Below are 24,372 nucleotides of genomic sequence, written 5' to 3' on the forward strand. Positions count from 1 at the left end.
ACGCGCGGATGCTGCCAGTGGTGATCGCGAGTGCGGCCGACGTTCACCTTCCGGACAGCTCGGGTCCGTCGTGACCGAAATCAGTGCGCGGCGATGGCGCGGGCCGTCGCGGCGCCCACCCCGAGCCGGCGGGCGGCGGCAAGGTCGGTCGGAGTGTCGACATCACAGCGCAGGCCGGGCCACGCGCCGGTCAGCTCGATCGCACCCGAACTGCGGTGCCGCGCCGACGAATCGGAACCGAACCGGGGATCGAGCGGGCCCCCGAACGCGAAGAGCGCCGCGGTCCCGGTCGCCAGCCGGTCGGCGACGAAGCTGCGCCGGTGCTGGCGCGCCGCGGCGACGGCCTCGGTCAGCTCCTGGGTTTGCAGCGCCGGCAAATCACCTTGCAGCGCAACGACATTGGAGAACGTACTCCCCACAGCGCGCTCCGCGGCGGCGATCGCGTTATTCAGCGGATCGGGGTGGCCCTCCGGCGTCGGGTCGGTCAGCACATCGGCACCCAGCTCGGCGGCAGCGGCGGCCGCCGCGTCGTCGGGCGTGATCACGGTGATCGAGCCCAGCGATTCCACGCGCCCCGCGGCCCTCAGGGTGTCCATCAACATCGCCAGCACCACGCTCTCGCGGGTGCGCGCCGAGAAAACCGGCGCCAGTCTGGTCTTGGCCGCGGCCAACCTCTTGACGGCGATGATCAACGCGACATCACCCACAGTGCCCGCGCCGTTGTTTGCGCCGTCGGCTCGTATGCCGCTCATGAGATGTCATCCTGCCAGCGGCGCCGCGCGCGGTGACGTCATGGCCCCGGCGCGCGCGTGACGCCGGGTCCGTCGCTGATCTAGGGTGTAGCGGCTGCACGCGCCGCGTGAGCGACACCGACCACGACAGGGGGTGACACATGACCAGCACGCATGCGAGTTCAGCGGGCGCCGTCACGGTCATGGGCGCCGGGGCGTGGGGCACGGCGCTGGCCAAGGTGCTCGTCGAGGCGGGCGGTCCGGAAACAGAGGTCACGCTGTGGGCCCGCAGGCCCGAGCTCGCCGAGCGGATCAACGCCACCCGGTCAAACCCGGACTATCTGCCCGGTACGTCGCTGCCGCCGGGCGTCCGCGCCACCGCCGACGCCGGCGAGGCGCTGCGGGACGCGTCCACGGTGCTGCTCGGCGTGCCGGCGCAGACGATGCGCAGCAATCTCGAGCGCTGGGCGCCGCTGCTGCGCGAGGGCGCCACCCTGGTCAGCCTGGCCAAAGGCATCGAGCTGGGCACCCTGATGCGGATGAGTCAGGTGATCGTCGCGGTGACCGGCGTCGACCCCGCACAGGTCGCGGTGATCTCGGGGCCGAACCTGGCCAGTGAGATCGCCGCATGCCAGCCGGCCGCGACGGTCGTCGCCTGCAGCGACTCGGGCCGGGCCGTCGCCCTGCAGCGCATGCTGAACAGCGGATATTTCCGCCCCTACACCAACAGCGATGTGGTCGGCACCGAGGTCGGCGGGGCGTGCAAGAACGTCATCGCGCTCGCCTGCGGGATGGCGGCCGGCGTGGGGCTCGGCGAAAACACCAGAGCGGCGATCATCACCCGCGGCCTGGCCGAGATCATGCGGCTGGGGATCGCGTTGGGCGCCAAGGGCGCGACGCTGGCCGGGCTGGCCGGGGTGGGCGACCTGGTGGCCACGTGCAGCTCCCCGCGTTCGCGCAACCGGTCTTTCGGCGAGCGGCTCGGCCGCGGAGCAACCATCGAGTCGGTTCTTTCCGGCACGCCCGACGGCGGTGACGGGCATGTCGTCGAGGGCGTGACGTCCTGCGAGTCGGTGCTGGCGCTGGCGGCCAGTTACGACGTCGAAATGCCGCTGACCGACGCCGTGCACCGGGTCTGCCACAAGGGTCTGTCGGTCGACGAGGCGATGGCGCTGCTGTTGGGCCGCAGCACCAAGCCCGAATGAGCCGCGACCTACCCGGTAGCCTCTTGAGATTGTGAATGCCAGCGATCGGTCGACGCCGCACCCCAGCTCAGGGGGCGGTGGCCGGGCGCGCGTGGCCGTCGTCTTCGGCGGGCGCAGCAACGAGCACGCCATCTCGTGCGTCTCTGCGGGCAGCATCCTGCGCAACCTCGACCCTGAGCGTTTCGAGGTGGTTGCGATCGGCATCACCCCGGAGGGTTCGTGGGTGCTCACCGACGGCGACCCGGCCGCGTTGGCGATCACCGACCGGCGACTGCCCGAAGTCACCGCCGAATCGGGAACCGAACTGGCGATGCCGGCCGATCCGCGGCGCGGCGGCCAGTTGGTTTCCCTGCCACCCGGCGCCGGTGAGGTGTTGGCGTCGGTCGACGTGGTGTTTCCCGTGCTGCACGGCCCCTACGGCGAGGACGGCACCATCCAGGGTCTGCTCGAACTCGCCGGTGTGCCGTATGTGGGGGCGGGGGTATTGGCCAGCGCGGCGGGCATGGACAAAGAGTTCACCAAGAAGCTTTTCGCCGCCGAGGGATTGCCGGTCGGCAACTACGTGGTGCTGCGGCCGTCGCGCGCGAGGCCCCGGCCCGAGGAATGCCAGCGGCTGGGGTTGCCGGTGTTCGTCAAACCCGCCCGGGGTGGTTCCTCGATCGGCGTGAGCCGGGTAGCGAGCTGGGACCAGCTGGATGCCGCCGTCGCCGCCGCGCGTAGCCACGACCCCAAAGTCATCGTCGAGGCCGCCATCGTTGGTCGCGAGCTGGAGTGCGGCGTGCTCGAAATGCCCGACGGCACAGTCGAAGCCAGCGCGCTGGGCGAGATCCGGGTGGCCGGCGTGCGCGGCCGTGAGGATTCGTTCTACGACTTCACCACCAAATACCTTGACGACGCAGCCGAATTGGATGTGCCGGCAAAGGTCGACGACGAAATCGCCGATGCCGTGCGTCAATTGGCGGTCCGCGCGTTCAAGGCCATCGATTGCCAGGGGCTGGCCCGGGTGGATTTCTTCCTCACCGAGGACGGGCCGGTGCTCAACGAGATCAACACGATGCCGGGGTTCACCACGATCTCGATGTACCCACGGATGTGGGCTGCCAGCGGCGTGGACTACGCGACCCTGCTGGCGACGATGGTCGAGACGGCGTTGGCCCGCGGGGTCGGCCTGCGCTAGTGGCGATCGCAAGCGCGGCGTAGCCGGGCGCAGCGGGTCGCCGCATAGCCCCAAGCCGGGCGCAGCGGGTCGCCACCGTTGGGCTAGCGCGCCGGCCCGGGGTTGATGGGCGCGGCCGCGATGCGCTGCGCGATCACCTCCGACAGCCGCTGGATCGGCGCCGGGCCCGAACCGGTCGGAAGGGTGAGCGCCACATAGACTCCGCGATCCACCGCGTACCAGGTGGATCTGCCGGCGTCACCCGCGGATTGCTGATCGGAACGCACCTGAAACCACTGCACTCGATCGACCACCTGGATGGGGGAGCCGACGACGAACTCGCCCGGACGGTCCAGCCCGCAGCGCAGCACCACCGGGTCGTTGCCCCGCCCGGCGCGCCAGGCCGCCGCGCCCACGGGTTCGGGTTGCTCGAGCGCCGCCCGCTGGTAGTCGCCCAGGCGCTGAGGCAGCGCGTCCATCAGCGCCCGGCAGGCGGCGCTTTCGGCCTGCGGCGCGGGGACGGCGGGAACGGCGACGGGTTGGGGTGGCGCCTCGCGGGTGGCCGCAATGGCCAGGATCACGCCGATCGTCGCGACGGCCAGCGCGACCGCGACGATGATCACCGCGCGCGGCGGCCCACCGTCGGCGTCCGATTCGGCTGCCACCGCCCGCACCTCCTGTCTGCTCATCACTATCCCTTCGCCCCACCCGGTTGGCCAATTATTCTCACGCCGCGGGCCCTATCGTGGGTGGCGTGCGGGACGAATCGACGCTGCAGCAGCTCGGCGAGTTCGCCGTCATCGACCGCCTAGTAGGCGGGCGCCGCCAGCCCGACGCTGTCGTGCTCGGGCCGGGTGACGACGCGGCGCTGGTGGCGGCCGGCGACGGCCGCGCCGTGGTGTCGACCGACATGCTGGTGCAGGACCGGCATTTCCGGCTGGACTGGTCGACGCCGCACGACATCGGCCGCAAGGCGATCGCCCAGAACGCCGCGGACATCGAGGCGATGGGCGGGCGGCCCACGGCGTTCGTCGTCGCCTTCGGTGCGCCCGGTGAGACGTCGGCGGCGGCCGTGGACGCGCTCGTCGACGGGATGTGGGACGAGGCCCAGCGCGTGGGTGCCGGCATCGCCGGCGGCGATCTGGTCAGCTGCCCGCAGTGGGTGATCTCGGTGACGGTGCTGGGCGACCTCGGCGGTCGCGAGCCGGTGCGGCGATCAGGCGCAAAGCCCGGTTCGCTGGTCGCCGTCGCCGGGGACCTGGGTCGCTCAGCAGCGGGGTTTGCCCTGTGGCACAACGGCATTGGTGGCTTCGACGAGCTGCGGCGCCGGCACGTGGTACCCGAGCCGCCCTACGGTCAGGGCGCGGTCGCGGCGGCCGGAGGAGCGCAGGCGATGATCGACGTCTCCGACGGCCTGATCGCCGACCTACGCCATGTCGCCGACGCGTCGGGGGTGGGCATCGATCTGTCCACGGCGGCGCTGGCCACCGACCGCGACGCGCTGGCCGCCGCGGGGGCCGCCGCGGGGGCCGATCCCTGGTCGTGGGTGCTGGGCGGCGGCGAAGACCACGCCCTGGTGGCATGTTTCGCGGGACCCGCTCCCGCCGGCTGGCGCATCATCGGGCGGGTTCTCGACGGACCGGCGAGGGTGCTCGTCGACGATCAGGAGTGGAGCGGCCACGCCGGCTGGCAGTCGTACTAGGGTGACGCGGTGACCGTTTACCCGATCGCGAAGGGCCGACGATGACGGCGCGCCCGTTGAGTGAATTGGTCGAGCCGGGCTGGGCGAGCGCGCTGCAACCCGTGGCCGGACATATCGCCCAGATGGGGCAATTCCTGCGGGAGGAGATCGCGGCCGGGCACAGATATCTGCCCGCCGGGTCGAACGTGTTGCGTGCCTTCACCTATCCCTTCGACCAGGTCAGAGTGTTGATCGTGGGGCAGGATCCCTACCCGACGCCCGGACATGCTGTGGGGCTGAGCTTTTCGGTGGCGCCAGACGTGCGGCCGCTGCCCCGCAGCCTGGCCAACATCTTTCAGGAGTACGCCGCGGACCTGGGCCACCCCCCGCCCTCGTGCGGCGACCTGACGCCCTGGGCGCAGCGCGGCGTGCTGCTGCTGAACAGGGTGCTGACCGTGCGGCCCAGCAATCCGGCGTCGCATCGGGGCAGGGGTTGGGAAGCGGTGACCGAATGCGCCATCCGGGCGCTGATCGCACGCTCGCTGCCCCTGGTGGCCATTTTGTGGGGCCGCGACGCCTCAACTCTCAAACCGATTCTCGCCCAGGGCAATTGCGTGGCTATTGAGTCGCCGCATCCCTCGCCGCTGTCGGCATCGCGGGGCTTCTTCGGCTCCCGCCCGTTCAGCCGTGCCAACGAACTGCTGGCCGGGATGGGCGCGGACGCGATCGATTGGCGACTGCCCTGAACGAGATGACCGCGCTACGGGCGAACCGGCGCGGTGGACCCGAACAACTGGCGATCGAGCGGGCGCCCGTGCCGGCCCCGGCCGCCGGCGAAGCGCTGGTGGCCGTGCACGCGGCCGCCATCACCTTCGACGAGCTGACGTGGGAGGAGACGTGGACCCGCGACGGCGTCAGCCGGACGCCCGTCATCCCGTCCCACGAGGTCTCCGGGGTGGTTTCCGCGGTCGCCGACGGCGTCACGGATTTCGTGCCCGGTGACGAGGTCTATGGGCTGATCGAGTTCGACCGCGACGGCGCGGCCGCCGATTTCGTCGCCGTAGCCGCGGCCGATCTGGCCGCCAAACCCTCGACGGTCTCCCACGTCGTCGCCGCCGCGCTCCCGCTGGCCGGTCTGACCGCGCTGCAGGCTCTGGTCGACCACGCCGCCGTGCAACCGGGCGAGACCGTGCTCGTGCACGGGGGCGCCGGGGGAGTCGGACTGTTGACCGTTCAGCTGGCCGCCCTCCTCGGCGCGCAGGTCACCGCGACCGTGCGCAGCGACACCGCGCATCTTCTCCGCGGCTGCGGCGCGCAGCGGGTGATCGACACGCGCACCGAGGCATTCGAGGAAACCGGCGCCGCCTACGACGTCGTCGTCGACACCGTCGGCGGGCAGACGCTGGAAAGGTCGTACGGCGTGCTGCGCCGCGGCGGTCGGCTGGTGACGCTGTCGGCACCGCCGCCGGACGGCAAGGCCGACGAATTCGGCATCAGCGCAACGTTCTTCATCGTCACACCGAACCGCGATCAGCTCGCTGAGCTCGCCGCGCTCGTCGACAGCGATCGATTACACGTCGCGATCGCCCAGACGTTCCCGCTCGACGAGGGTCGGGAGGCGTTCGAAAGCCGCGAGCGCGGCGGCCGCGCCGGCAAGACAGTCCTCATCGTGCGCGACTGACGGTCGCTACGCATCCCGTCAGAGCGCCGACCGTGGGGCCTATGCACGAAAATCGCCGAAAGCCGAAATTTGTACTAAGCCCCACGCTCGGCGGCAGAGCTTTACAAAACCTACGAGCCCGGGAAGTTGACGTCCTTGGTGACGGCTTCCCATTCGTCGATCGACGCCGACAACGCGGCGATCTTGTCCCGCATGGCCTTGAGCACGTCGCGTCCCAGCAGCAACCGCAGCGGTGGTTCGTCGAGCTTGACCACCATCAGCACCGCCTCGGCGACCTTGCGCGGATCGCCGGGCAGGTGATCGGCGAACTGCTTGATCAGGTCCTTGCGCGCCGCCACGTCGGCGTAATCGCTGATCGGAGCATCCGATTCCTTCATCGACCGTGTCGCCCAATCGGTGCGGAACGCGCCCGGCTCGACGGCGGTCACCTTGATGCCCAGGGGGCGGACCTCGGCGGCGAGCGCCTCGGTGAGCGCCTCCAGAGCGAACTTGGTCGACGAATAGTAGGCGTTGGGCGGGTTGGCCACCAGGCCGGTCATCGAGGAGATGTTGATGATGTGGCCCGATCCGCGGGCACGCATGGCCGGCAGCACCGCCTTGATCATGTCGACGGCGCCGAAGTAGTTGACATCGAACAGCTTTCGGACCTCGGCGTCCTCACCCTCTTCCACCGCGGACAAGTAGCCATGTCCGGCGTTGTTGACCAGCACGTCGATTCCGCCGAAAGTCTTGTCGGCCGCCGCCACCGCAGCCGCCACCTGGGCGGTGTCGGTGACGTCGAGCGCGACGGCCAGCGCCCGGTCGCCGAACTCGTCGGCGAAATCCTGCACGGCCTCCGCCCGTCGCGCCGTCACCACCACGCTGTGGCCGGCTTCCAGCGCCGCGCGGGCGATTTCGCGTCCGAAGCCGGTGGAGCATCCCGTGATCAGCCAGCGAGCCATTGCTAGATCGTCCCTTCCGGTAGGCGGCGCAGATATCCCTGACGGCGCTCGGCGAGTTGCGTGGCCCGCTGCTGCGAAGTCACCCGCGCCAGGTGCGGCACCTCGGTGTCGAGCTGGTCCAGCTTGATGACGCGGCCGCGCGCACCGAGGTCCTCGCGGGGACCATTCTCACCGAACTCCGCCATGCGCAGGGTCAAGATGGCCTCGCGCAGGCCGTCGGAGTCGATCCAATTGGCCACGCCAGGGTCGACGGGCGAAATCACGTAGGTGTAGGTGCCGTCCTCGTTGGCGACCGACTGCGCCTTGTTGAGGCTGCCGGTGCGGTCGACGAGTTCGAGCGTGGTTCCCCAGATATTGCTGAGCGGGACGGTGAAGTATTCGGCGCCACCGTCGTTCAGGTCCACGACGAACGCCTCGTCGGGTGCGAGATCGAAGCGGCCCATCACGTACACCTGGTTGCGCATGGCGCCGACCTTGTCGGCCGACCAGGCCAGGTTGAAGTGATTGGCCGGCATCTTGTACACACCGTGGCCGAGCTTGCCGGTGAAGTTCGCGAAGTAATCCATCATTGCCGCGGTGGCCTCGGCCTGCTCGTCGAGGGTGCGTGCCGGCGTTGCCACCGGCCCGCCAAGCCGTTGCACCTCAAGGTGATTGGGGTCGTCGCGGCCCCAGTCCAACAGCACGTCGCGAATGTAGAACTCGTGTGCCGCCGGGGAGGTCCGCACGTGATTGGGGCGGCCGTTGGCGGGCTCGGAGTCGACGGTGATGGTGAAGCTGCCGTCGGAGTCGACCCGCATGGTGCGGCCGTTGAGCACGTCGACGGTGCCCATGTTCGCATCCCAGAGGGTGAAGTAGTTCTCGGTCATCCGGTGCTCGCCGACCCGGCCGCGGATCTCGTAGCGCTCATCACCTGAGATGGGTATCACTCGGTACACGCTGTCGGGATTGTCGATGCCCCAACGCGATCCGGGGATTCGGCGGCCGTCCACGGGGTGCGCCAGCCGGGTGATGCAACTGACCTTCGGCCGCAGCTTGTCCTGATTGGACGACCACACCGCCGCCGAAAACATCACCTCGGCGAAGGCGTCGTCGAAGCGTTCGCGCATCGCGTCGGACGCCTTGGCCCGGCCCAGCCAGGTCTCGGCGACCTTGCGGTAGGCGGCCTTGACGGTGGGATGCTCGATCAGGTCGAGCGCGGCCAGTTCCTGCTCGTGCTGGGCTACCGTCGCGACCGGGTCGTCAGGCATGTGCTGTTCCTCCGATGAATTGCGCAAAACGCTTGTTGTACAACGTGAACCGCTCGTCGACCTGCTCGGCAAGCAGGCCGTAGTTCTGCAGGCCGTACGGCGGGCGTGCCACCTCGCGAGGGCGCTCGCGCAGCCAGCGCCGCATCGCGTCCTCGGCCGGCGCGATCAGGGGCAGCCCGATCGCGTCGTAGACGCGGGCCACCTGCCCGATCGGGTCGGCCACCGCGTCGTCGAATCCGATGTCGGTGACGCGGTCGCCGTCGTCGGACCAGCCGTCGCGGGTCGTCATCGCCCGGTCGTTGGTCCAGCCCATCCGCGCCAGCCATTGCGCGCCGACCCGGTGCGCATCGACGACGTCGGCGTGCATCGCGTGCAGGGTGGCGTTCAGGCTGGCCCCCGACGCGATCGTGGTGCGCGGATCGCGGTGCATGTGCACGACGTGCAGGTCGGGGAACTGCGCGCGCAGCAGGCCCAAATACCCCAGGTGCGCGGGGGATTTGAGCACCCAACGCTGGCCGGCTAGCCCCCGTTGGCGTTTTTGCCATTGCAGGAACTGCAGCATGCGGTGCAGGTAGGCATAGGCCGGTGAGAAGTCGCGGTCGTCGAGCCAGGACCGGTAGTGGGGCAGGTGGGCGCCGGACTCGGGGACGTGCGACAAGAAGGCGTCCGCCAAAAAGACGATCTCCTCCTCGGCCTCGGTGGCGTACATCGGGTGGATGGAGAACAGCTCGGGCGCCAATTCGCGCGATTTCGCTTCTCGCGTTTGGCTGATGGCGACGCGAGGATCCACCCCGGCGAATGCGTGGTTCAACCGCGGCGCGACCTCGACGACCTCCCACCCGTACGCGCAAAGCAACCGCGGGTCGGCGGCCAGCAGCCGCTGCAAAAGGGTTGTCCCGCTGCGCATCATGCCGACGACGACGATCGGCGCGGCCACCCTCTCGTCGAGAATCTCCGGATGACGGCGGATCCATTCCTGGGTGCGCAGCCGCATCCGCAGGCTGTGCACGATGCCCGACCGCAGGATGTGGGCGCCGATCGGGTTGAGATCGGCGCGCGCATAATCGCTCAGCAGCACGGCCAGCGGCTCGTCGAACTCGCCCGGGCCCCAGTCGGTGAGTCCTTCCTTGCGTTGGGCGTCGGCCAGGACGCCCGCGGGGTCAAAGGGATCCACGCGTCAGAACTTCAGGTGCTGGCTGACGTCGCCGACCTGGTCGACGAACATGGTGCGGCTGTCGAAACACCAGGCGCCGTCCACCCGGTGAAAGGTGTCCTTGTAGTGCCCGGTCACGATGACCTGCAGCGGCAGGTCGGGGGTGGCTTGCGTGACGCAGTAGTAGGACGTGCTCGTCGCGGTGCCCTGCGATTCGTCGATGGTCAGCTGCACGTTGGTGGTGTTGTGCTTGGTCTTCGGGGTGCCGTCTTCGTAGATGCGCGTGGCCATCTCATACATCTCGCGAACCCGGGCCGCCCCGGCGAACACCGTCTCCGGCGGGCCGTCCTCGACGCCGCAGATGCGGCCGTGCTCGAAGAGCCCGGCCACCCCGTCCAGGTCGCCGCCATCGAGCAGCTGGGCATAGGTGTAGATGAGATTGGTGATCTCGGTGGCGCTGTCACTCATGTCGAACCGCCTCGGGAAAGTACTCCGCTGTGCTTCCGCGACCAATGTTGGCAGAACCGGTCCAACTTACATAGAACCGACGATTACTCTTAGTCGCCGTGACCCTACCGTGGACGCCGAGCAGGCTCGGCAACCTGACCGGCAAACGCGTGATCGTGACGGGGGCGACCAATGGGGTGGGCCTGGGCACCTCACGCGCGCTCGCCCAGGCCGGCGCGCACGTGATCCTCGCGGTGCGCAACACCGAACTCGGCGCGCAACGAGCGTCGGAGATTTCTGCAATCGGTGGCTCGACATCCGTGGTCAAGCTCGACCTCGCCGACCTGTCGTCGGTGCGGGCGTTCCCGGACCTGATCGACGGGCCGGTCGACATCCTGATCAACAACGCCGGGGCCCTGACCGACCGCCGCACCGACACCGTCGACGGCTTCGAGATGACGCTGGGCACCAATCTGCTCGGGCCGTTCGCCCTGACCAACCTGCTGCTGCCCGCGGTGCGTTCGCAGATCATCAACGTCGGCTCCGACGCCCACCGCTCGGCGACGCTGCACCTCGACGACCTGCACCTGCGGCGGCACAAGTGGACGAGGCTGGGCGCCTACGCGCAGTCCAAGCTCGCGGTCATGCTGTGGGGGCTCGAGCTCGACCGCAGGCTGCGCGCCGCCGGGTCGCCACTCGTCACTCACCTCACCCATCCCGGCTGGGTGGCCTCGAACCTGTCCAACGTGGGCGACGCGCCGCTGATGTCGCTGGCGCACAAGGCGGTCAAAGTCGTGGCCGACCGATTGGCCAACGACATCGACGAGGGCGCGGCGCCCACCCTGTACTGCATCAGCGAGCCCATCCCGCCGGGCAGCTACGTCGGGGTCAGCGGCAGGTTCGGGCTGCGCGGCGGCCCGGTGCTCATCGGCCGGACGCCGCTGGCATGCGACTACGACACGGCCGCGCGGCTGGTGGCCTTCGCCGAGCGCGAGACCGGCACGAGACTGGAGGTCTGACCGTGGGTGAATTCGACAACGCCGTCGCCGTCGTGACCGGCGCCGCGCGGGGCCAGGGCCGCAGCCACGCCGTCGCGCTGGCCGCCCACGGCGCCGACATCATCGCCGTCGACATCTGCGCCGACCTCGAGGCGATCCCCTACGCCCTGGCCACCGAGGACGAGCTGGCCGAAACCCTGCAGCTGGTCGAGTCCGCGGGGCGCAAAGCGGTTCCGGTGATCGCCGACGTCCGCGACCTCGCGGCCCTACAAGCGGGGGTGCAAGGGGGCATCGACGAACTCGGCGAGCTCGACGTCGTCATCGCCAACGCCGGGGTGGTGGCGATCGGCGTCACCGAGCCCGACTCCGAACCGGTGTTCAACACGATCGTCGACACCAACCTCAAAGGGGTGTGGCACACGATGCTGGCAACGGTGCCCTCGATCGTGCGCAAGGGCCGGGGCGGCTCGGTCGTGCTGGTCAGTTCGTCGCAGGGCCTGACCGGCCGCGGCGGCGACGGCAGCGCCGCGATGTTCGCCTACGCCGCGTCCAAGCACGGTGTCGTGGGCCTGATGCGCTCGGCAGCGAATGCGTATGCCCCGCACAAGATTCGGGTCAACTCGGTGCATCCCAGCGGGGTCGCCACGCCCATGATTCTCAACGACTTCGTGGTGACCCGGATGACGGAGAATCCGAACCCGGCCGTCTCGCAGATGCTGCTGCCCGGGGTGCCACTGGTCGAGGCGCAAGACGTCACCGAGGCGGTGCTGTGGCTGGCCGGGCCGCGGTCGCGCTACGTAACCGGGGTGTCGATGCCGGTCGACGCCGGCCATGTCGTCATGTAGGGGCGGGCCGAAAAATGTACGACCTCGACGAGACAATCCGGCAGCGCCGCTCGACGCGCATGTTCCTGCCCACCCCGGTGCCGCGGCACCTGGTCGACGAGTCGCTCGAGCTGGCCATGCGGGCGCCGTCGAACTCCAACGTCCAGCCCTGGCGGATCGCGTTTGTCTCCGGCGCGGCGCGGGAGCGGCTGGTGGCCGCCATGCTCGCGAAGGCGGGGTCCGAATCGCCGAACGTGCCGCAGCTTCCCGAGGCCTTCGCGCACCTGCGCCGCGAACTGGGCGCGCAGGTGTACGGCTCGATGGGCATCGTCCGCAGCGATAAAGAGGCACGGCGCGTCGCGGTGCTGCGCAACTGGGAATTCTTCCGGGCACCGCTGGGCGGCGTGGTCTCGATGCATCAGGACTTCGGCCTGGTCGACAGCATGGGCGTCGGGATGTTCCTGCAGACGCTGCTACTGGCGTTGACGGCCCGCGGCCTGAGCACCTGCGTGCAGGTGTCGATCGCCGGCTATCCCGACATCGTGCGGGAGCAACTCGGCATCCCACCGGAGATGACCCTGCTGTGTGGTCTAGCCGTCGGTTACCCCGACCCCGATTTTCCCGGCAACTCGCTGCGCATCGGCCGCGAGAGCGTACACAAGCACGTGGTGTTCCTGGACGAGTGAGAACACCGAATGGCCCAGTGGGCCGGCGCGGTCAGCCGCGAACGACCTTGCCGGCCTTGATGCAGGACGTGCAGACGTTGAGCCGCTGCTTGTTGCCGCCCGGACGGGTGACGGCGTGCACGGTCTGGACGTTGGGGTCCCACCGGCGGCTGGTGCGGCGGTGGGAGTGCGACACCGACTTGCCGAAGCCGGGGCCTTTCCCGCAGATGTCGCACACAGCGGCCATGGTTCAAGCTCCTCAGATCTCGGGGGCCCGGCTCGGCGGTCTGACAACGCGGCCGGGATCGCCCGGGTTCACCCGGGCCCCACTGAGGATACCGATTGTCGTCGCAACCACCAAAACGGTCACCCGCGCTGTCGCCCCCTCTGGCTAGGCTCAATGGGCCGGTTCGGCCCGCCGGCGGGTGGTGGTCACCGGCAGCCGTCGCGCGTGTCGCCGGGCTACGCTGGCGCCCACCGGGTGCCGCGCGGCGGGAGGCGCCAAAGGACAGACCAAAGGCACCGAGGGCGCAGAGGAGGTGGGTAACCCTGGCCACGTCGTGGACATCGCAGGATCGTCCGCTGGACGCGATGACCCTGCGGGACTGGGCGCACACCGCCGTCAGCGACCTGATCACCCACATCGACGAGATCAATCGGCTCAACGTCTTCCCCGTCGCCGACTCCGATACCGGCGCGAACATGCTCTTCACCATGCGTTCGGCCCTGGCGGAGCTGAACGCGCAGGGCGGCGCGGCCTGCGCGGGCCGGGCCGCGGCGGCGCTGTCGGCCGGCGCGTTGAACGGCGCCCGCGGCAACTCCGGGGTGATCTTGTCGCAGATCCTGCGGGGCCTCGCCGACGTCACCGCGACCGCCGCGACCGACGTCGGCGGCGACCTGTCCCACGTCGACACCGTCGTGTTGGGCGCGGGGCTACAACGCGGCGTGGAGCTGGTCATCACCTCGATGGGCGGCGAGGAAGTCCCGGGGACCATCGTCTCGGTGCTGCGGGCCGCCGCGGCAGCCGTCGAGCAGTGCGCCCGGGCCGGAGACGGGCTCGCGGCGGCGGTGATCGCCGCCGGGGACGCGGCGGTGGTCGCCCTGGAAAAGACTCCCGAGCAACTCGACGTGCTCGCCGACGCCGGGGCCGTGGACGCCGGCGGGCGGGGACTGCTGGTCCTGCTGGATGCGCTGCGGAGCACCATCACCGGGCAGGCGCCCGCCCGGACGGTCTACGAGCTCTCGCCGCGGATGCAGCGCACCGAAGCCTCCGCGCCCCGCCCGGCGCCCCACTTCGAGGTGATGTACCGGGTGGATGGCTGCGAGTCCGCGGCGGCGGACGCGTTGCGGGACCGGTTGGCGGAGTTGGGCGATTCGGTGGGTATCGCCTCCGCGCCGTCGTCGGCGCGGCGCACGTACTCGGTGCACGTGCACACCGACGACGCCGGTGCGGCCGTCGAGGCGGGATTGGCGGCGGGGCAACTCAGCCGCATCGTCATCTCGGCCCTGAGCTCCGGAGCCCCCGGGTTGCCCGCGGGCGGGTGGACGCGGGAGCGGGCGGTGCTGGCCGTCGTCGACGGTGACGGCGCCACCGAGCTGTTCGCCGGGGAAGGCGCCTGCGTGCTGCAACGCGACCCCGCGGCGCACGAGGCCGTGACCAACATCAGCGCGCACCAGCTGATGCGGGCGGTCGTCGATACCGGCGCCGCGCAGGTGATGGTGCTGCCCAACGGCTACGTGGCGGCCGAGGAGTTGGTCGCCGGATGCACGGCGGCCATCGGCTGGGGGATCGACGTGGTGCCGATCCCGACCGGGTCGATGGTGCAGGGGCTGGCCGCGCTGGCCGTGCACGAAACCGACAGGCAGGCCGTCGACGACGGCTACACCATGGCCCGCGCGGCCGGTGCGGCGCGGCACGGATCGGTGCGTATCGCGACCGAGAGCGCGTTGACGTGGGCGGGCCGCTGCCACCCGGGCGACGGCCTGGGCATCGCGGGCGACGAGGTGCTGATCGTGGCCGCCGACGCGGTCGGCGCGGCGATCGGCCTGCTCGATCTGTTGCTGGCCTCCGGTGGCGACCTGGTGACCGTGCTGCTGGGCGCCGGTCTCGAGACCGACGAGGACGCCGGCGCCGTCGTCGACATTCTGGAAGAGCACATGCACGACCACCACCCCGGGACCGAACTGGTGACCTACCGCACCGGCCATCACGGTGACGCGCTGCTGGTCGGGGTCGAATAGCGATGGTGTCGCTGAGCGACCGGCTGGACTTCATCGTTGGTGGGAAGGTCGCGGAACTGTTGGACGAGGTGTTCGGCATCCGGACCGTCAACGACCTGTTGCGCCACTACCCGCGCAGCTACACCGAGGGCGCCAGCCGTTGGGACGCCGACGACGAGCGGCCGCCGGCCGGTGAGCACATCACCATCGTCGACACGATCGCCGACACCGAGACGTTTCCGATGAAAAAGACGCCGAAGAAGGTGTGCCACCGCATCACCCTCGGCTCCGGGCGCAGCAAGGTGACCGCCACCTTCTTCAACGCGAACTACATCAAAAAAGATCTGACCAAGGGCACCAAGGTGATGCTCTCCGGCGAGGTCGGGTTCTTCAGGAACGTCATGCAGCTCACCCATCCCGCGTTTCTCCTCCTCGACACCCCGGACGGGAAGAACCGCGGCACCGTGTCTCTCAAGAGCATCGCCAACGCCTCGCAGGCCACCGGCGAAGACATCGCGGACGCGTACCAGCGCCACTTCTTCCCGATCTATGCCGCCAGCGCCAAGCTGCAGAGCTGGAACATCTTCGCCTCCGTGCGCCAAGTCCTGGACGTCCTCGACCCGGTGCCCGATCCACTGCCCGAGGACCTGCGCGCGAAATTCGGCCTGGTCTCCGAAGATCAGGCGTTGCGCGACATTCACCTCGCCGAAAGCGAGCCCCGACGGCAGCGGGCGCGCGAGCGGCTGACCTTCGACGAGGCCGTCGGGCTGCAGTGGGCGCTGGTGGCCCGCCGCCGCGGCGAGCTGTCGGCATCGGGGCCCCCGGCGCCGCCCCGCACGGACGGTCTGGCCACGGAACTGTTGGGGCGCTTGCCTTTCGAGCTGACCGCGGGGCAGCGTGACGTGCTCGGCGTGCTGTCCGAAGGGCTCGCGTCCAACCGTCCGTTGAACCGCCTGCTGCAGGGGGAGGTCGGCTCGGGTAAGACGATCGTGTCGGTGCTGGCGATGTTGCAGATGGTGGACGCCGGGTATCAGTGTGCGCTGCTGGCGCCGACGGAAGTGCTTGCCGCACAACATCTTCGATCGATTCGCGACGTGCTCGGCCCGCTGGCGATGGCCGGCCAGCTGGGCGGCGACGACCGGGCCACCCGGCTCGCGCTGCTCAGCGGTTCCATGTCCGCCGCGCAGAAGAAGCAGATCCGGGCCGAGATCGCCGGCGGCGAGGTCGGCATCGTCGTCGGGACCCACGCGCTACTGCAGGACGCAGTGGAATTCGACAACCTGGGCATGGTGGTGGTCGACGAGCAACACCGCTTCGGTGTCGAGCAGCGAGATCAGTTGCGGGCCAAGGCCCGTCCCGGTGTGACCCCGCACCTTCTGGTGATGACGGCGACGCCGATCCCGCGCACGGTCGCGCTCACCGTCTACGGGGACCTGGAAACCTCGACGCTGCGCGAACTTCCGCGCGGACGCCAGCCGATCGCAAGCAACGTCGTCTTCGTCAAAGACAAGCCCACGTGGCTCGACCGTGCCTGGCAGCGCATCCGCGAAGAGGTCGCCGCCGGCCGGCAAGCCTACGTGGTGGCGCCCCGCATCGACGAGGACGACGATCCGGGCACACAGGAGCAGAACGGCAAGGCCCCCGAGACCGCCGAAGGCCTCTACGCCCGACTGCGTTCCGGCGAGCTGGCGAACCTGCGGCTGGGCCTGATGCATGGGCGGCTGTCGGCCGACGAGAAGGACGCGGCGATGGCGGCCTTCCGTGCCGGCGAGGTCGACGTGCTGGTGTGCACCACCGTCATCGAGGTCGGCGTCGACGTCCCCAACGCCACCCTGATGCTGGTGATGGACGCCGACCGGTTCGGGATCAGCCAGTTGCATCAGCTGCGTGGCCGCATCGGCCGTGGCCAGCATCCGAGCCTGTGCCTGTTCGCCAGCTGGTCCGCGCCGGACTCGTCGGCCGGCCGGCGGCTGCGCGCAGTGGCCGGGACGCTGGACGGCTTCGCCCTCGCTGACTTGGACCTCAAGGAGCGTCGCGAGGGAGATGTGTTGGGCCGCAACCAGTCCGGCAGGGCGATCACGCTGCGGCTGCTGTCCCTGGCGGACCACTTGGAGTACATCGAGGCGGCGCGGGAGTACTGCATCCGGACCTATTCCGAGGACCGCCCAGATCCCGGACTGGCCCTGCTGGCCGCACGATTCACCGACACCGACCGCATCGAATACCTGGACAAGAGTTGAACCGCAAAGTGCTGTTGTGGTTGGCCGCGGCCGCCGCGCTCGCGGTGGTGGTGGCCTACCAGACGGTGGGGTCTTCGGCGACCAGGCATTCCGCCGAATACGCTGCGCGCGCTGACGTTCCGACGGTGCTGCCCGGCGTCGACGTGCTCGGGGGCATCGCGGTCGTGCCGGTGCGGCTGCACCGCTACGACTACCTGCGCGCGGCGTTCGGCGACGCCTGGGACGACGACAACGACGCTCCCTTGGGGCACAACGGGTGCGACACCCGCGACGACATCCTCAACCGCGATCTCGTCGACAAGACGTACGTGTCGATCAAGCGGTGCCCGGACGCCGTGGCCACCGGCACGCTGCACGACCCCTACACCAACAAGACCATCGCCTTTCGGCGCGGCCCCAAGGTCGGCGAGTCGGTGCAGATCGACCACATCGTCCCGCTCGCGTACGCCTGGGACATGGGCGCCTACGGCTGGCCGGCGCCCGAGCGGCGGCGCTTCGCCAACGATCCGGCCAACCTGCTGGCCGTCGACGGACCGGCCAATCAGGACAAGGGCGACTCGCCACCAGGGCAGTGGATGCCGCCGAACGCGGCGTTCGCCTGCCAGTACGCCATGCAATTCATCGCCGTGCTGCGCGGCTATTCGCTGCCGGTGGATGCGGCGTCGACCGGTGTCCTTCGGCAGGCCGCCGCGACCTGCCCGGCGGGGTAGCGCCGGCTACGAGCCCTCGTAGGTCTCCGGGTCGGGCCGCAGCCGGGTTCCGTCGTTGAGCCCGTTGATCGCATCCATGTGCTCGGCGGCCAACTCGAAATCGAACACGTCCAAATTGGTGGCGATGTGCTCGGCTTTGGCCGAGCGGAAGACGACCGCGTTGCCCAGCTGCAAATTCCACCGCAGCAGCACCTGCGAGGCGGTCTTGCCGTATTCGCCGGCGACCGAATTGACCGTCGGGTTGTCGATCAACTTGCCCAGCGCCAGCGGCGTGTAGGACTGGGTGGTCACGTTGTGTTCGGCGTTGGTCTTGCGCAGCGCCTCCTGGTTGAGCAGTGGGTGCAGCTCGATCTGGTTGACCGCCGGGGTGACGAAGGTCAGGTCGATGACCGTCGTCAGGTGTTCCTCGGTGAAGTTGGAGACGCCGATCGAACGCGCCTGCCCGTTTCCGCGGGTCTGGATCAGGCCGCCGAAAGAGTTCACGTAATTGCCCAGCGACGGGGCCGGCCAGTGAATCAGGTACAGGTCGACGTAATCCAGCCCCAGCCGTTCCAGGCTGGCGTTGCAGGCGTCCATCGCGCCCTTGAATCCCTGATCGGGGGTGGCCAGCTTGGTGGTCACGAACAGCTCCGCGCGCGGAATCCCGGAAGCGGCGAGGGCGCGCCCGACGGCGGCTTCATTGCCGTAGACCGCGGCGGTGTCGATGAGCCGGCAGCCGAGTTCCAGCGCCGCGGACACCGCGCGTTCGGTCTCGTCGTCCGACAATTCCGCGACGCCCAGGCCCAGGGCCGGCATCGTGTTTTCGTCGTTGAGAGCAATTGAGGGTGCGGCGGAGCCCGACTCGCCAGTCAATTCATTCACCTGCCTGTGAAATTAAAGGTTCGAGATTGTGCACCGAGCCGGGTTCCGTCATCGGGCGAGGAGATCAACGGTGTTCGGCGCCGCGTTCGAGGCGCTGCGTTCGAAATCGAACACGTCGAAATTGCTCGCAATCCGTGAAGGCTTCACCGGCTTGGGGATCACGATATTACCGAGGGAGCAAATGCAACCTAATCAACACCTGGGCAGGTGTCCATCCGCGGCCCCTCGGTACCGAGTGCGCCACCACGTACAGTTGGTCGCGCGGCACACCGGAATTGGCGGCCGCCCGGCCGGCCCTCGCCTGCGATGCGGCGGGTGGCCGGGGGTGGAATAACAGGGTGGAATAACTTTCGCTGTCGAGCGGTGCCACGTTGTTCGAAAAGGGGGTTGCCCATGACCACGCCTCTGTCTCCCGCGCCAGACGTTCACGCCGCGGCGCAACGCGCATCGGTGCCCCTGGCCAGTCGCATCCAGGGCGCTGTCACCAGCGTCGGGGTCAAGGTCATTCCGTGGATCCCGACCGCGATGCGACGCGGGCTGGTTCGCGGCCGCTCGGTCATCATCGACGGGAACACCCTGGATCCGACCCTGCAGCTGATGCTGTCGGGCCTGCGCGCCGTCGGCATCGATGGACTCGTCGTCGACGACGACCCGGAGGTGTCCCGGGCCCAGATGCACGAGTCGACCGTGGGCTTCCCCGGTCCGCAGATCCACGTCGACGTCACCGAGTTGTCGCTGCCCGGCCCGGCCGGCGAAATCGGGGCCCGGCACTACCGTCCGGCCGACGGCGCGGCCGCGCCCCTGCTGGTCTTCTACCACGGCGGCGGCTGGTCGATCGGCGACCTGGACACCCACGACACCCTGTGCCGGCTGACCTGCCGTGATGCCGGCGTCCACGTGTTGTCGGTCGACTACCGGCTGGCTCCCGAGCACCCGGCGCCGGCCGCGATCGAGGATGCATATGCGGCGTTCACCTGGGCATATGAGCACGCCGGCGAGTTGGGCGCCACCCCCGGCCGCGTCGCCGTCGGCGGGGACAGCGCCGGGGGCAACCTCGCCGCCGTCGTCAGCCAACTGGCGCGCGACGAGGGCGGCCCCACGCCGGTGTTGCAGTGGCTGATTTATCCGCGGACCGACTTCACCGCGAAAACCCGGTCCCTGAGCCTCTTCTCGCGCGGCTTCCTGCTGACCAAACGCGACATCGACTGGTTCGAATCCCAGTACCTGCGGCGCTCGGAGCTGGACCGGACCGACCCCCGCGTGTCGCCGGCGCTGGCCGAATCGCTGGCCGGACTGGCGCCCGCCCTGATCGCGGTTGCGGGATTCGACCCGCTGCGCGACGAAGGCGAGAGCTACGCCGAGGCGCTGCGCGCCGCCGGGACGGCGGTCGACCTGCGTTACCTGGGATCGCTGACCCACGGCTTCGCCAACCTGTTCCAGCTGGGCGGCGACAGCATGGTCGCGACGACCGAGTTGATCTCGGCCCTGCGCGCACACCTGAGCCGGGTCTGAGTCCGTGAGCGACCGGCGCCGGTAATCTAGAGGCGCCTTGTCCGATCGCTTTGTCGGCACACCGACAACTCGAGTACCGAAAGATCAGGGAACCAGTGGCCGACAAACCCAAACGCCCCCCACGATTCGACATGAAGTCGGCCTCCGGCGCTAAGTCCGGCCGGCTCGTCCAGATCGGCGGTACCGCGTTCGTCGTGATCTTCGCGGTCGTCCTCGTGTTCTACATCGTGACGTCGAACCACAAGAAGCCCGCCGCCACCGGCGCGGGCGACACGGTGCGGGTGACCTCGAGCAAGCTGGTCACCCAGCCCGGCAGCAACAACCCCAAGGCCGTGGTGACGTTCTACGAGGACTTCCTGTGCCCGGCCTGCGGCAACTTCGAACGGACCTTCGGGCCGACGGTGTCTCGGCTCATCGACGTCGGGGCCATCGCGGCCGATTACTCCATGGTGTCGATCCTGGACAGCTCGCGGAACCACAACTATTCGTCGCGGGCGGCCAACGCGGCCCGCTGCGTCGCCGACGAATCCCTCGACGCGTTCCGCCGTTTCCACACCGCGCTGTTCACCACCGACATTCAGCCCAGCGAAACCGGCAAGAGCTTTCCGGACAACGCCCGGTTGATCGAACTCGCCCGTGAGGCCGGCGTCGTGGGCAAGGTGCCGGACTGCATCAACAGCGGCAAGTACCTCGACAAGGTCACCGGCGAAGCGGCGGCCGCACAGATCAAAGCCACGCCGACGATCAAGATCAACGGCGAGGACTACGACCCGTCGACGCCCGACGCGCTGGTCAGCAAGATCAAAGAGATCGTGGGCAACATCCCGGGCATCGACGGCGCGGTCGCGCCGGCCGCCATGTGACCAGCGCGGTGTCGACAGAATCGGACGATCCCAACGGGGATCCGACCCCGGGCCGGGTGCCGGCGCCCAGCGCCTGGTGGTTGCTGATCGCCGGGGTGATCGGTCTGGTCGCCTCGGTGACGCTGACGGTCGAGAAGATCGACATCCTGCTCGACCCGTCGTATGTGCCGTCGTGCAACATCAACCCGATCCTGTCGTGCGGGTCGGTGATGATCACGCCGCAGGCCTCCCTGCTGGGGTTCCCCAACCCGTTGCTCGGCCTGATCGCCTTCACCGTGGTGATCGTCACCGGGCTGCTGGCGCTGGCGAAAGTCGCTCTGCCCCAATGGTATTGGCTGGGTCTGACGGTCGGGGTGCTGGTCGGTGCGGTGTTCGTGCACTGGCTGATCTTCCAGAGCCTGTATCGCATCGGCGCGTTGTGCCCGTACTGCATGGTGGTGTGGGCGGTCACCATGTCGCTGCTGGTGGTGGTGGCCTCGATCGCGTATCGCCCGGCGCTGCAGGCCCGGCAATCAGGTCCGGGGTGGGTGGTGTACCAATGGCGATGGTCGATCGCCGCGCTGTGGTTCACCGCGGTGTTCCTGCTGTGCATGGTCCGGTTCTGGGACTATTGGTCAACCCTGCTGTAGGTATCGCGACGTGACCCGCATCATCGGCGGCGTGGCGGGGGGCCGGCGCATCGCGGTCCCGCCGCGAGGCACCCGGCCCACCACCGACCGGGTCCGCGAGTCGCTGTTCAACATCCTGACCGCCCGCAGCGAGCTGAGCGGCCTCGCCGTGCTGGACCTCTACGCGGGCTCGGGTGCCCTGGGCTTGGAGGCGTTGTCCCGCGGGGCCGCCAGCGCGCTCTTCGTGGAGTCCGACGCCCGCACCGCCTCCGTCATCGCGCGCAACATCGACGCCCTGGGGCTGCCCGGCGCGACGCTGCGCCGGGGCGCGGTGGCCGCCGTGCTGGCGGCCGGGACCGCATCACCCGTCGACCTTGTCCTGGCCGACCCGCCCTACGACGTCCGTGCCGCCGAGGTCGAGGCCGTGCTGGCGGCCCTGGCCGGCCATGGGTGGGTGCGCGAGGGCGCCGTCGCGGTCGTCGAGCGCGCGGCCGCCGGCGCCCCGCTCACCTGGCCGGCCGGCTGGTCGGTGTGGCCGCACCGCGTTTACGGCGACACCCGTTTGGAGCTCGCCGAGCGGCTGTGAGTGGGCGTGTACCGTCATGCCCCATGAGCGCCGCTCCTGCCCTTCGCTTCGCTCTGCATCGTCGTCGGCGCGCGACATGAGCGGTGCCGTATGCCCGGGCTCCTTTGATCCGGTGACGTTGGGCCACATCGACGTCTTCGAGCGCGCGTCGGCTCAGTTCGACGAGGTGGTGGTGGCGATCCTGACCAACCCCGCCAAGAAGGGCATGTTCGACCTCGACGAGCGGATCGCGATGATCAACGAATCGACGACGCACCTGCCCAATCTGCGGGTGGAGGCCGGGCAGGGTCTGGTCGTCGATTTCGTCCGGTCGCGGGGGATGACCGCCATCGTCAAGGGACTGCGCACCGGCACCGACTTCGAATACGAGCTGCAGATGGCGCAGATGAACAAGCACGTCGCCGGTGTCGACACCTTTTTCGTCGCTACCGCGCCGCGGTACTCGTTCGTGTCGTCGTCGTTGGCCAAAGAGGTCGCCATGCTCGGTGGCGACGTGTCGGAGCTGCTGCCCGAGCCGGTCAACCGCCGCCTGCGCGAAAAGCGTTCCGCTCGGTCCTGAATCGGGCAGGTCGATGCGTAAAGCGCTCGTCCGCAATGGATTTGGTCCACCGGTCGGGGCATACGCACGCGGCAGCGCCGCGGTTACGGATACCAAGAGCGACGGCTTTGGTCGAATGGCCGGCCGGCGGCGCCCAGCCTAGTTGGTTGTCGGTGGTGGTTGGGGTTGGAAGGGGTCGTACCACCACCAGTGGGCGCGCTCGCCGGTGGGTCCGGGGTGAAGTACCCCAGGTTTTGTTCCTAGTCGGTTGCGAGGGCCGGGGTCGGCTGGCTCGCGGGGTGTGAGGTGCCGGTCAGGGCGGCCTCGTACTCGGCTGGGGTTTGATAGCCGAGGGCTTCGTGCAGGCGTTCCTGGTTGTACCAGGCCACCCATTCGGCTGTTGCCAGTTCGACGTCGTCGATGCAGCGCCAGGGTTTAGCGCGGTTGATCAGCTCGGTCTTGTAAGCGGCATTGACCGCCTCGGCGAGGGCATTGTCATAACTATCGCCACGCGAGCCCACCGAGGGGGCGATCCCGAGCTCGATCAGGCGGTCGGTATAGGTCACCGATAGGTACTGCGATCCGCGGTCGGAATGATGCACCAACTCAGATAGAGTCGAGTTAGACTGCCACACAGCATGATTGAATGCCTGTAGCGGAAGGTCCTCGGTGCGCATGGTTGCCGAGACCGCCCAACCGACGATCTTTTTCGTGGCGGCATCGGTGACGAACGCGGTGTAGCAGAATCCCTGCCAAGTCCGCACGAAGGTGATATCGGCGACCCACAACCGGTTTGGTGCCGGCGCCCGGAACTGCCGGTTGACCAAGTCGGCGGGTCGCGCTGAGGCGGGATCGGTGACGGTGGTGAATACCGGCTTGCCGCGCTGCACCCCGCGCAGCCCAGCTTTGCGCATCAACCTGCGAGTTTGTTCTCTACCTAGTGTCCAGCCACGCCGGGTCATGGCCTGATGCATCTTCTTGACGCCATAGACCGAGTAATTCTGCTGGTGCACCGCCTGCAGGTCGGCGATCAGTTGCTCATCGCGAATCTCACGATCTGAGGGCGGCCGGGTCAACGCTGCGCGATACCCCCGTGAGGTGAAAAATCCCGGGATTGGCGCCCGCAAGACACGGCAGATGAGCTCGACCCCGAACTGATCGCGATGCGCGTCGATGAAGGCGATCATTTCGGTGCGGGGCGGTCGAGCTCCGCTGCGAAAAACGCGGATGCAGACTTCAAAATCTCATTGGCCCTACGCAATTCGAGATTCTCTCGCCTAAGGCGGCGTATCTCGGCGTGCTCAGAACTGGTCGTGCCGGGACGCTCCCCGGTATCGACCTGCGCTTTGCGCCGCCATCGACGCACCGACTCCTGCGCAATACCGAGTTTGCTGGCCACCGACCTGATGGCCTCAAACTCCGATATATCCGAGGTTTCCAACATGGTGTCCAACAACCGCAACGCACGAGAGCGAAACTCCGGCGGATACTGACGGGGCATAGCT

General features: G+C 68.9%; 25 protein-coding genes, 2 pseudogenes and 1 other annotated feature. Of the genes and pseudogenes, 16 read left to right on the plus strand and 11 right to left on the minus strand.

The genetic code is table 11. From position 1 onward, the window contains the following. Nucleotides 1–80: 80 nt before the first annotated feature. The gene (cofC, locus tag ACZ50Z_RS02940; protein ID WP_464482197.1) at nt 81–752 is read right to left on the minus strand and encodes a 2-phospho-L-lactate guanylyltransferase; all 672 of its coding nucleotides are present in this window, start codon (nt 750–752) and stop codon (nt 81–83) included. A gap of 140 nt (nt 753–892) precedes the next feature. On the opposite strand from cofC, the gene ACZ50Z_RS02945 reads away from it, so the two are divergent. Beyond that, nucleotides 893–1,936 (plus strand): NAD(P)H-dependent glycerol-3-phosphate dehydrogenase, encoded by a 1,044-nt coding sequence (locus ACZ50Z_RS02945; RefSeq protein ID WP_464482198.1) that lies wholly within the window; start codon nt 893–895, stop codon nt 1,934–1,936. A 31-nt stretch (nt 1,937–1,967) separates the two neighbouring features. Then, nucleotides 1,968–3,113 carry a D-alanine--D-alanine ligase family protein gene (locus tag ACZ50Z_RS02950; protein WP_464482199.1) on the plus strand — a complete coding sequence of 382 codons (1,146 nt, stop codon included), beginning with the start codon at nt 1,968–1,970 and terminating at the stop codon, nt 3,111–3,113. Between the two features lie 83 nt (nt 3,114–3,196). Here ACZ50Z_RS02950 and ACZ50Z_RS02955 read toward each other — a convergent pair whose 3' ends face one another. Further along, nucleotides 3,197–3,781: a DUF3515 domain-containing protein gene (locus ACZ50Z_RS02955; RefSeq protein ID WP_464482200.1), complete on the minus strand. Its 585-nt coding sequence runs from the start codon at nt 3,779–3,781 to the stop codon at nt 3,197–3,199. Nucleotides 3,782–3,846: 65 nt separating this feature from the next. Here ACZ50Z_RS02955 and ACZ50Z_RS02960 point away from each other — a divergent pair, with 65 nt between their 5' ends. The 3 genes from ACZ50Z_RS02960 to ACZ50Z_RS02970 are packed head-to-tail and all read left to right on the plus strand — an operon-like array spanning nt 3,847 to nt 6,454. Continuing rightward, nucleotides 3,847–4,794 (plus strand): thiamine-phosphate kinase, encoded by a 948-nt coding sequence (locus ACZ50Z_RS02960; RefSeq protein WP_464482201.1) that lies wholly within the window; start codon nt 3,847–3,849, stop codon nt 4,792–4,794. A gap of 41 nt (nt 4,795–4,835) precedes the next feature. Then, entirely contained in the window at nt 4,836–5,519 is a 684-nt protein-coding gene (locus ACZ50Z_RS02965) for a uracil-DNA glycosylase (RefSeq protein WP_464482202.1), read from the plus strand. A 5-nt stretch (nt 5,520–5,524) separates the two neighbouring features. Then, complete coding sequence (locus tag ACZ50Z_RS02970) at nt 5,525–6,454, plus strand: NADP-dependent oxidoreductase (RefSeq protein WP_464482203.1); 930 nt, start codon at nt 5,525–5,527, stop codon at nt 6,452–6,454. A 110-nt stretch (nt 6,455–6,564) separates the two neighbouring features. On the opposite strand, the gene ACZ50Z_RS02975 is transcribed toward ACZ50Z_RS02970, so the two are convergent. From ACZ50Z_RS02975 to ACZ50Z_RS02990, 4 genes are read right to left on the minus strand one after another with little or no spacing between them, the layout of a single operon-like run. Then, nucleotides 6,565–7,395, minus strand: a complete 831-nt coding sequence (locus ACZ50Z_RS02975) for an oxidoreductase (protein WP_464482204.1) — start codon at nt 7,393–7,395, stop codon at nt 6,565–6,567. 2 nt (nt 7,396–7,397) lie between these two features. Next, on the minus strand, nt 7,398–8,642 hold the full coding sequence (locus ACZ50Z_RS02980) for a hypothetical protein (protein ID WP_464482205.1): 1,245 nt from the start codon (nt 8,640–8,642) through the stop codon (nt 7,398–7,400). Beyond that, nucleotides 8,635–9,816: a sulfotransferase family protein gene (locus ACZ50Z_RS02985; protein ID WP_464482206.1), complete on the minus strand. Its 1,182-nt coding sequence runs from the start codon at nt 9,814–9,816 to the stop codon at nt 8,635–8,637. Before ACZ50Z_RS02985 ends, ACZ50Z_RS02980 begins: the two co-directional genes overlap by 8 nt. A 3-nt stretch (nt 9,817–9,819) precedes the next feature. After that, nucleotides 9,820–10,263: a nuclear transport factor 2 family protein gene (locus tag ACZ50Z_RS02990; RefSeq protein ID WP_464482207.1), complete on the minus strand. Its 444-nt coding sequence runs from the start codon at nt 10,261–10,263 to the stop codon at nt 9,820–9,822. Between the two features lie 98 nt (nt 10,264–10,361). On the opposite strand from ACZ50Z_RS02990, the gene ACZ50Z_RS02995 reads away from it, so the two are divergent. From ACZ50Z_RS02995 to ACZ50Z_RS03005, 3 genes are read left to right on the plus strand one after another with little or no spacing between them, the layout of a single operon-like run. After that, nucleotides 10,362–11,261 carry an SDR family NAD(P)-dependent oxidoreductase gene (locus tag ACZ50Z_RS02995; RefSeq protein WP_464482208.1) on the plus strand — a complete coding sequence of 300 codons (900 nt, stop codon included), beginning with the start codon at nt 10,362–10,364 and terminating at the stop codon, nt 11,259–11,261. A gap of 2 nt (nt 11,262–11,263) precedes the next feature. Then, a complete protein-coding gene (locus tag ACZ50Z_RS03000; protein ID WP_464482209.1) occupies nt 11,264–12,085 on the plus strand; it encodes a mycofactocin-coupled SDR family oxidoreductase in 822 nt (273 codons plus the stop codon). A 14-nt stretch (nt 12,086–12,099) separates the two neighbouring features. Next, nucleotides 12,100–12,750, plus strand: a complete 651-nt coding sequence (locus ACZ50Z_RS03005; RefSeq protein ID WP_464482210.1) for a nitroreductase — start codon at nt 12,100–12,102, stop codon at nt 12,748–12,750. Between the two features lie 31 nt (nt 12,751–12,781). Here the strand turns inward: ACZ50Z_RS03005 and rpmB are convergent, their stop codons facing one another. Next, complete coding sequence (gene rpmB, locus ACZ50Z_RS03010; RefSeq protein WP_067168895.1) at nt 12,782–12,976, minus strand: 50S ribosomal protein L28; 195 nt, start codon at nt 12,974–12,976, stop codon at nt 12,782–12,784. A gap of 344 nt (nt 12,977–13,320) precedes the next feature. On the opposite strand from rpmB, the gene ACZ50Z_RS03015 reads away from it, so the two are divergent. From ACZ50Z_RS03015 to ACZ50Z_RS03025, 3 genes are read left to right on the plus strand one after another with little or no spacing between them, the layout of a single operon-like run. Continuing rightward, nucleotides 13,321–14,970: a DAK2 domain-containing protein gene (locus tag ACZ50Z_RS03015; protein ID WP_464482211.1), complete on the plus strand. Its 1,650-nt coding sequence runs from the start codon at nt 13,321–13,323 to the stop codon at nt 14,968–14,970. A gap of 2 nt (nt 14,971–14,972) precedes the next feature. After that, the gene (recG, locus tag ACZ50Z_RS03020) at nt 14,973–17,189 is read left to right on the plus strand and encodes an ATP-dependent DNA helicase RecG (protein WP_464482212.1); all 2,217 of its coding nucleotides are present in this window, start codon (nt 14,973–14,975) and stop codon (nt 17,187–17,189) included. After that, nucleotides 17,186–17,899, plus strand: a complete 714-nt coding sequence (locus tag ACZ50Z_RS03025) for an HNH endonuclease family protein (protein WP_464482213.1) — start codon at nt 17,186–17,188, stop codon at nt 17,897–17,899. The genes recG and ACZ50Z_RS03025 overlap by 4 nt, the downstream gene beginning before the upstream one ends. A gap of 6 nt (nt 17,900–17,905) precedes the next feature. Here the strand turns inward: ACZ50Z_RS03025 and ACZ50Z_RS03030 are convergent, their stop codons facing one another. Then, nucleotides 17,906–18,751 carry an aldo/keto reductase gene (locus tag ACZ50Z_RS03030; protein ID WP_464486068.1) on the minus strand — a complete coding sequence of 282 codons (846 nt, stop codon included), beginning with the start codon at nt 18,749–18,751 and terminating at the stop codon, nt 17,906–17,908. A gap of 5 nt (nt 18,752–18,756) precedes the next feature. Continuing rightward, a pseudogene (locus ACZ50Z_RS03035) lies at nt 18,757–19,004 on the minus strand (aldo/keto reductase); the annotation flags it as partial. A gap of 149 nt (nt 19,005–19,153) precedes the next feature. Here ACZ50Z_RS03035 and ACZ50Z_RS03040 point away from each other — a divergent pair. From ACZ50Z_RS03040 to coaD, 5 genes are all read left to right on the plus strand, one after another. Beyond that, nucleotides 19,154–20,272 carry an alpha/beta hydrolase gene (locus ACZ50Z_RS03040; protein ID WP_464482214.1) on the plus strand — a complete coding sequence of 373 codons (1,119 nt, stop codon included), beginning with the start codon at nt 19,154–19,156 and terminating at the stop codon, nt 20,270–20,272. Between the two features lie 95 nt (nt 20,273–20,367). Next, on the plus strand, nt 20,368–21,135 hold the full coding sequence (locus ACZ50Z_RS03045; RefSeq protein WP_464482215.1) for a DsbA family protein: 768 nt from the start codon (nt 20,368–20,370) through the stop codon (nt 21,133–21,135). After that, nucleotides 21,132–21,764: a vitamin K epoxide reductase family protein gene (locus ACZ50Z_RS03050; RefSeq protein ID WP_464482216.1), complete on the plus strand. Its 633-nt coding sequence runs from the start codon at nt 21,132–21,134 to the stop codon at nt 21,762–21,764. Before ACZ50Z_RS03045 ends, ACZ50Z_RS03050 begins: the two co-directional genes overlap by 4 nt. A 10-nt stretch (nt 21,765–21,774) precedes the next feature. Next, the gene (gene rsmD, locus ACZ50Z_RS03055; protein WP_464482217.1) at nt 21,775–22,329 is read left to right on the plus strand and encodes a 16S rRNA (guanine(966)-N(2))-methyltransferase RsmD; all 555 of its coding nucleotides are present in this window, start codon (nt 21,775–21,777) and stop codon (nt 22,327–22,329) included. Nucleotides 22,330–22,405: 76 nt separating this feature from the next. After that, nucleotides 22,406–22,888: a pantetheine-phosphate adenylyltransferase gene (coaD, locus tag ACZ50Z_RS03060; protein ID WP_464482218.1), complete on the plus strand. Its 483-nt coding sequence runs from the start codon at nt 22,406–22,408 to the stop codon at nt 22,886–22,888. 138 nt (nt 22,889–23,026) lie between these two features. Here coaD and ACZ50Z_RS03065 read toward each other — a convergent pair. Together ACZ50Z_RS03065 and ACZ50Z_RS03070 are read right to left on the minus strand one after the other, a co-directional pair. Then, nucleotides 23,027–23,179: pseudogene (locus tag ACZ50Z_RS03065) on the minus strand (hypothetical protein); the annotation flags it as partial. Beyond that, nucleotides 23,128–24,368 (minus strand): IS3 family transposase gene (locus ACZ50Z_RS03070; protein WP_464482219.1). Its coding sequence is split into 2 segments (ribosomal slippage): nt 23,128–24,083 and nt 24,083–24,368, totalling 1,242 coding nucleotides; the frame shifts between segments, so codons are not numbered across the junction. The gene ACZ50Z_RS03070 and the pseudogene ACZ50Z_RS03065, both read right to left, overlap by 52 nt. Then, nucleotides 23,977–24,093 (minus strand) — a sequence feature (AL1L pseudoknot). It overlaps the preceding gene by 117 nt. Nucleotides 24,369–24,372: the final 4 nt, after the last annotated feature.

The organism is Mycobacterium sp. NTMscope_MAC_269, from assembly GCF_976985695.1.